The 4,580-nt window shown below is 74.9% G+C and carries 3 protein-coding genes and 1 pseudogene; all 4 read right to left on the bottom strand.

Annotated features, from left to right (window positions below; genetic code table 11):
- Nucleotides 1-825, bottom strand: a pseudogene (locus AA75_RS23340) (hypothetical protein); the annotation flags it as partial.
- Nucleotides 822-1,214 carry a WXG100 family type VII secretion target gene (locus tag AA75_RS23335; RefSeq protein ID WP_033822150.1) on the bottom strand — a complete coding sequence of 131 codons (393 nt, stop codon included), beginning with the start codon at nucleotides 1,212-1,214 and terminating at the stop codon, nucleotides 822-824. The gene AA75_RS23335 and the pseudogene AA75_RS23340, both read right to left, overlap by 4 nt.
- On the bottom strand, nucleotides 1,207-1,641 hold the full coding sequence (locus AA75_RS23330) for a YbaB/EbfC family nucleoid-associated protein (protein ID WP_033822149.1): 435 nt from the start codon (nucleotides 1,639-1,641) through the stop codon (nucleotides 1,207-1,209). The genes AA75_RS23335 and AA75_RS23330 overlap by 8 nt, the downstream gene beginning before the upstream one ends.
- Before the next feature lie 20 nt (nucleotides 1,642-1,661).
- Entirely contained in the window at nucleotides 1,662-4,403 is a 2,742-nt protein-coding gene (locus tag AA75_RS23325; protein ID WP_033822148.1) for a hypothetical protein, read from the bottom strand.
- Nucleotides 4,404-4,580: the final 177 nt, after the last annotated feature.

Below are 4,580 nucleotides of genomic sequence, written 5' to 3'. Positions count from 1 at the left end.
GCCGTCGATCTTGGGGGCCGCGCCGCGCCCCCGGCCGCGCCTGCCGGCGCCGGCCAGCATCCCGCCGGCCGCCCCGCCGGCGCCCGCCATGAGGAAGTCGTTCGGACCGCCGAAGACGGCGGACAGCACCGTGCTGCCGGCGATGCCGTTGACCCCGCCGATGGCGCCCTTGCCGGCCAGCGTGTTGGCTGCCTCCTTGAAGACGCCGCGCGCGCCCTCGCCGATCACGCCGCCGACGCCTCCGCCGATCGCGCCGCTCGCGCCCGAGGTGCCCACCGAGGTCCAGTCCCACGAGGTGCGGTCGTGCATGAGCCGCTGGATCGCCTGGATCCCCAGGTCCATGCCGGCCATCAGGACCGCGCCGCTGATGATGGCCTGCATCAGCCGCCGCAGGATCATCATGACCGCCACCCGGGTCGAGGCGATGGCGGCCGGAATCGCCTCCGGGGCCCAGAACGACAGGTCGACGATCTCGCCCGCCAGCCACACCAGCTGGGCGAGGATCATCAGTTTGCCGTGCTGGAGCTGCACCCCGGTGTTGCGCGCGGCGAGGCCCAGCTGCCCCGAGGCGTTGGCGACCTCGGGGATGCTGGTCCGCAGGCTCTGCACGAACTGGTGGAACTGGTCGGCCACCTGGCCGCCGACGTGCTGGAGCACGGAGCTGCCCGCAGTGCCGAGCCGGTCCACGAGACCGATCAGCCGCCGCTCGGCGTCCTCCCAGGCGTGGCCCAGGACGGCCATGGCGTCCTCGTCGCCCTTCGGCCAGCGCGAACCGACCGCCAGGGAGGCGACCCAGGCCAGCTCGGGGGGCAGTTGGATCGTCACCGCTTCCCCGGCCTGGTCGAGTGCTGGCCGCCGCCCTCGGGCCCGCCGATGGCGGGCGCGTGGCCGGCGCCGCCGTTGAGGGTCTTCGCGTGCGCGGCGTTGTCGTCCTCCAGCTTCCGGAAGTTCTTGGCCATGGTGTCGATGCCGTCGGCGGTCTGGTTCACGACGTCGGCCATCGCCGAGAAGCCTTGCAGGAGTTGGTCCCGAGGTCCCCGGTAGACCTCGGAGAACTGCCGGCCGGACTCGTCGTCGCCCCAGCACGGACCGATGGCCGCGAGCCGCTCGGTGAGGCCGGCGCCGATGCCGTGGAACTCGGAGGCGATCTCCCGTACCTGGGTGAGTGGTTCGCGCAGGCCCTCGGGGTCCACGGCGAAAGTGCGGTCAGCCACGGCTGCTCCCGGTGTCGAGTCCGTTGTCGATGTAGTCGCGTACCTGGTCCGGCATGCCGGGCTCCTCGGAGAGCAGGTCCGCGGGGTCGGCGGTGCCCCGGAGCAGGGCGGCGGCGCTCGCCCCCGACGGCAGCCGGAGGCCGGTCAGGTGGGTGACCTGCTCCAGGGCGTCGCGCCGGGCCTCGGCGATGGTGGTCAGCAGGGCCTCCGAGAGTTCCTTGGGGGTGAGCCGTCGGAAGGCGCCGGTGGGGAACTCGATCGCGGTCACCTCGCCCTGGGCGTTGGCCGTCACCTTGACGGTCTGCCGGGGCGCGGTCGCCGTCCCGGTGGTTTCGTTGATCCGGCGTCGGGTCTCGGCCGCGCCCGCGCGCTGCCGCTGGTACAGGGCGAGGAGTTCCTCGATCTCCTGGTCGTACGTCGAGCTCATGGTTCCTCTCCCGGCTCTGGTCAGATGATGGCGCCGAGGCCCGGCGCGTCCGAGGCGCCCCACAGGTCGCGCTCCTGGACGAGCAGGTCGGCGGCGCCGCGTACCGGGGCCTCCTCCTGCGCCGCCTCGGCGGGCTCCTCCTCGGGATCGGGCGCGATGTCCTCGGTGGAGCAGGACAGTGCGGCTCCGGCGAGGGCGGCTGCCGCGGGGGTGGCGGCGGCCTCGCCGGTGCGGTTGGGCTGCCAGGTGGCGAACGACGGCTCGGCCGCGGCCGGCACCCCCCAGGTGCCCTCGTCGGCGGTGGCGGGGCCTTCGGCGGTGACGTCCGCCTCCTCCTCGGTGGAGGCCGCCCAGAGCAGCGGCGCGAACGCGGCACCGGCGACGTCCCAGCCCGTGTCCGGCTCCCCGTCACCGGCGGCCGTGGGCAGTACGACCGCAGCGGGCGCCTGCTCGGTACCGGCGCCCTCCTCCGCCGGGGCCTCGGCGGCAGCCGAAGGTCCGGCTTCCTCGGAGTCGTCGTCGGGACCGGCCCCCGGTCGGATGGCGCTCCCGGCCCAGAGCGCCGCGGCCTCGCCGACCGTGAGCGCGATGGCACCCGCCTCCCGGCGTTCCCGGTCACCGTCCCGCTCCCGTTCGAGTGCCGCCCCGGCCTGGGCGGGGAGGAAGGGCAGTGTCAGGCCCTCGCCGCCGGCCGCGGTGCCCGTCTCGGCGGCCGCGCCGTCGGTCTCGGTGGTCCACGGCTCGGCGTCCTGCTCCAACAGACCGGAGGCGTCGCTGCGTTCGCCCTGGGCGGCGGCGGTCGGCTGGCCGGCGCCGCCGGTGCCGGGGAGGTAGGGCATGCCGGTTCCGGAGCCGCCGGCTTCGTGGGCGGCGGAAGCGGTGCCCGCGCCGGGGAGGGCGGATTCGGGGAGGGCGGGGGTGTCGGAGGGCAGGGTGAGGCCTTCGCCGCCGGTGGCGGTGCCGAGGTGGGTGGCGAGGTCGTCGCCGACGTCGGTGGAGCCGGCCCAGGGGTCGGCGTTGTGCTCCAGGAGCCCGGAGGCGTCGCTGCGTTCGCTGTTGGTGGCGGCAGGCTGGGCGCCGCCGCCGAGGCCCGGCGGGAACGGCATGCCCGCGCCGCCCAGGCCGCCGGTCGACAGGCTCCCGGGGAACGCCACCCCCGCCTGCCCGAGGCCGGGGAACTCGGATCCCGTGGACAGGCCGGGGAGACCGGTGGGCAGTCCGGAGGAGGTGCCGAGGTCGCCGGGGAACGCGACGGGCTTTCCGCCGGTCGCACCGCTGCCCAGGCCTCCGGTGCCACCGGTGCCGAGGCCGCCCGGGAAGGTGGCGGGCTTTCCGCCGGTCAGGCCGCTGCCGAGGGTTCCGGTGCCGCCGGTGCCGAGGCCGCCGGGGAACGTGCCGACGGGGGGCAGCGACGACCAGGTGCCCGGGTCGGCCGTGCCGAGGCTGTCGCCGATGCCGCCCGTGCCGATGCCACCCGTACCGGAGCCCACGGTGCCGGTGCCGCCCAGGCCGGTACCCCCGGGGAACGCGCCCGGCAGTGGCAGCGCGGAGCCGAGGCCGCCGAGGCCGCCGGTGCCACCGGTGTCGAACGGTGGCAGGGGGGAGACGCTGCCGAGCTTCCCGGTGCCGTCGGTGCCGGTTCCCCCGGCGAAGGGGTCGGCGTCCGCGGCGCGGAGCGAACCCGCGCCGAGCCCACCGAGCCCACCGAGCCCACCGAGCCCGTCGAGCGCGCCCGGCCCGCCGGTGCCCGTGCCGTCGGGGAACGCCGCGGGGCCACCGAGATCGAGCGGGCCGCCGGCCCCGGCGAGCGAAGGTGCGCCGCCGAGGGAGCCGGCGCCCTTGGTGGCCAGGCCGCCGTCGAAAGGCGCCACGGCCGCCTTGGCCCCGCCCGGATCGCCGCCGAGCCTGCTGCCGGCGGTACCCAGGTCCGGCAGCTTCAGCGCGTCGAGCTTGGTGGGGGAGGGCTCAGCCCCGAGACCCGCCTTGTCGGCGCCCTTGGTGCCGTCGGCGTGCGTGAGGTTCGGCAGGTCGGTGGGGTTCGGCTGGCCGGTGCCGCCGCCGCCCCCGCCCAGCGGCGAGGTGATGGGGTCCGGCGACGTGATCTTGTCGATGGTGACCTGGTACTCGGTGGCGAGGCTCAGCAGGACCTGCCGCATGTCCCGGGTCATCAGCTCGACCACGCCGGGGGCCTTGCTGACCGGCACCAGGCCGTTGGACATCGCGTGGTAGCCCATCAGGTCCGCCTGGTTGGCGTACCAGTTGTCGATCTCGATGATCTTGTTCTGGGCGTTGCGCAGGTTGACCGCGTTGTCGGCCAGTTGCTGCGGGACGGAGTTCCCACCCGAGTCCCCGCCCGAGATCTTGTCGGCGACCGCGCCCACCTGCCGGGAGAACAACGTGATCATGTCCAGGAAGCTGTCGGCGGCGTCGCCGGTCCACACGCCGTCCTTGCCCGCCAGCGCGTTGCCCTGGTCGGCGAGGGACCGGGAGACTCCGTCGAAGACCAGTTGGACCTGGTAGAAGATGTCGGCCGCGTTCTGGAGCGACTGGGGGTCGGCCACCGACTTCGCCACGGAGAGGTTGGCCTCGTCGGACACCCCGTTGCTCATGCCCATGATCGCGGCCTGGATGTGGTGCCAGTCCCACGTGTGGTAGTCTTGGACGTGGAAGCTGCCACCGGTGGGATTGCCGAAGAGGACTTTTTTGTCGTCCGTGGTGAAGTCGTTGTCGCTGCTGCCGGTGTCCGTGCTCTTGTCTCCCATTGACCCCTCCTGGTCCCTGTGCGCGCGCCGCCCGCCGCCGCCCCCCGGGTTCGGGGGCGGCGGCGGACCGCGCGCCGATCAGTCGTGCTTTCCGGTGGTCTGGCCGCCACCGCCGGCGCTGCCACCGCCGGTGCCGCCGCCGCCCGTCCCGTGACTGCCGCCGTCGCCCGCGCCACC

This window comes from Kitasatospora sp. MBT63 (genome assembly GCF_000710465.2).
Lineage (GTDB): Bacteria > Actinomycetota > Actinomycetes > Streptomycetales > Streptomycetaceae > Kitasatospora.
The sequence above is the reverse complement of the archived record's forward strand: the minus strand, read 5'-3'. Positions and strand labels throughout refer to the sequence as shown.

Excerpts from the sequence above, each read along its gene's own strand:
- AA75_RS23330 (WP_033822149.1), bottom strand. The coding sequence starts at position 1,641 with ATGAGCTCGACGTACGACCAGGAGATCGAGGAACTCCTCGCCCTGTAC.
- AA75_RS23325 (WP_033822148.1), bottom strand. The coding sequence starts at position 4,403 with ATGGGAGACAAGAGCACGGACACCGGCAGCAGCGACAACGACTTCACC.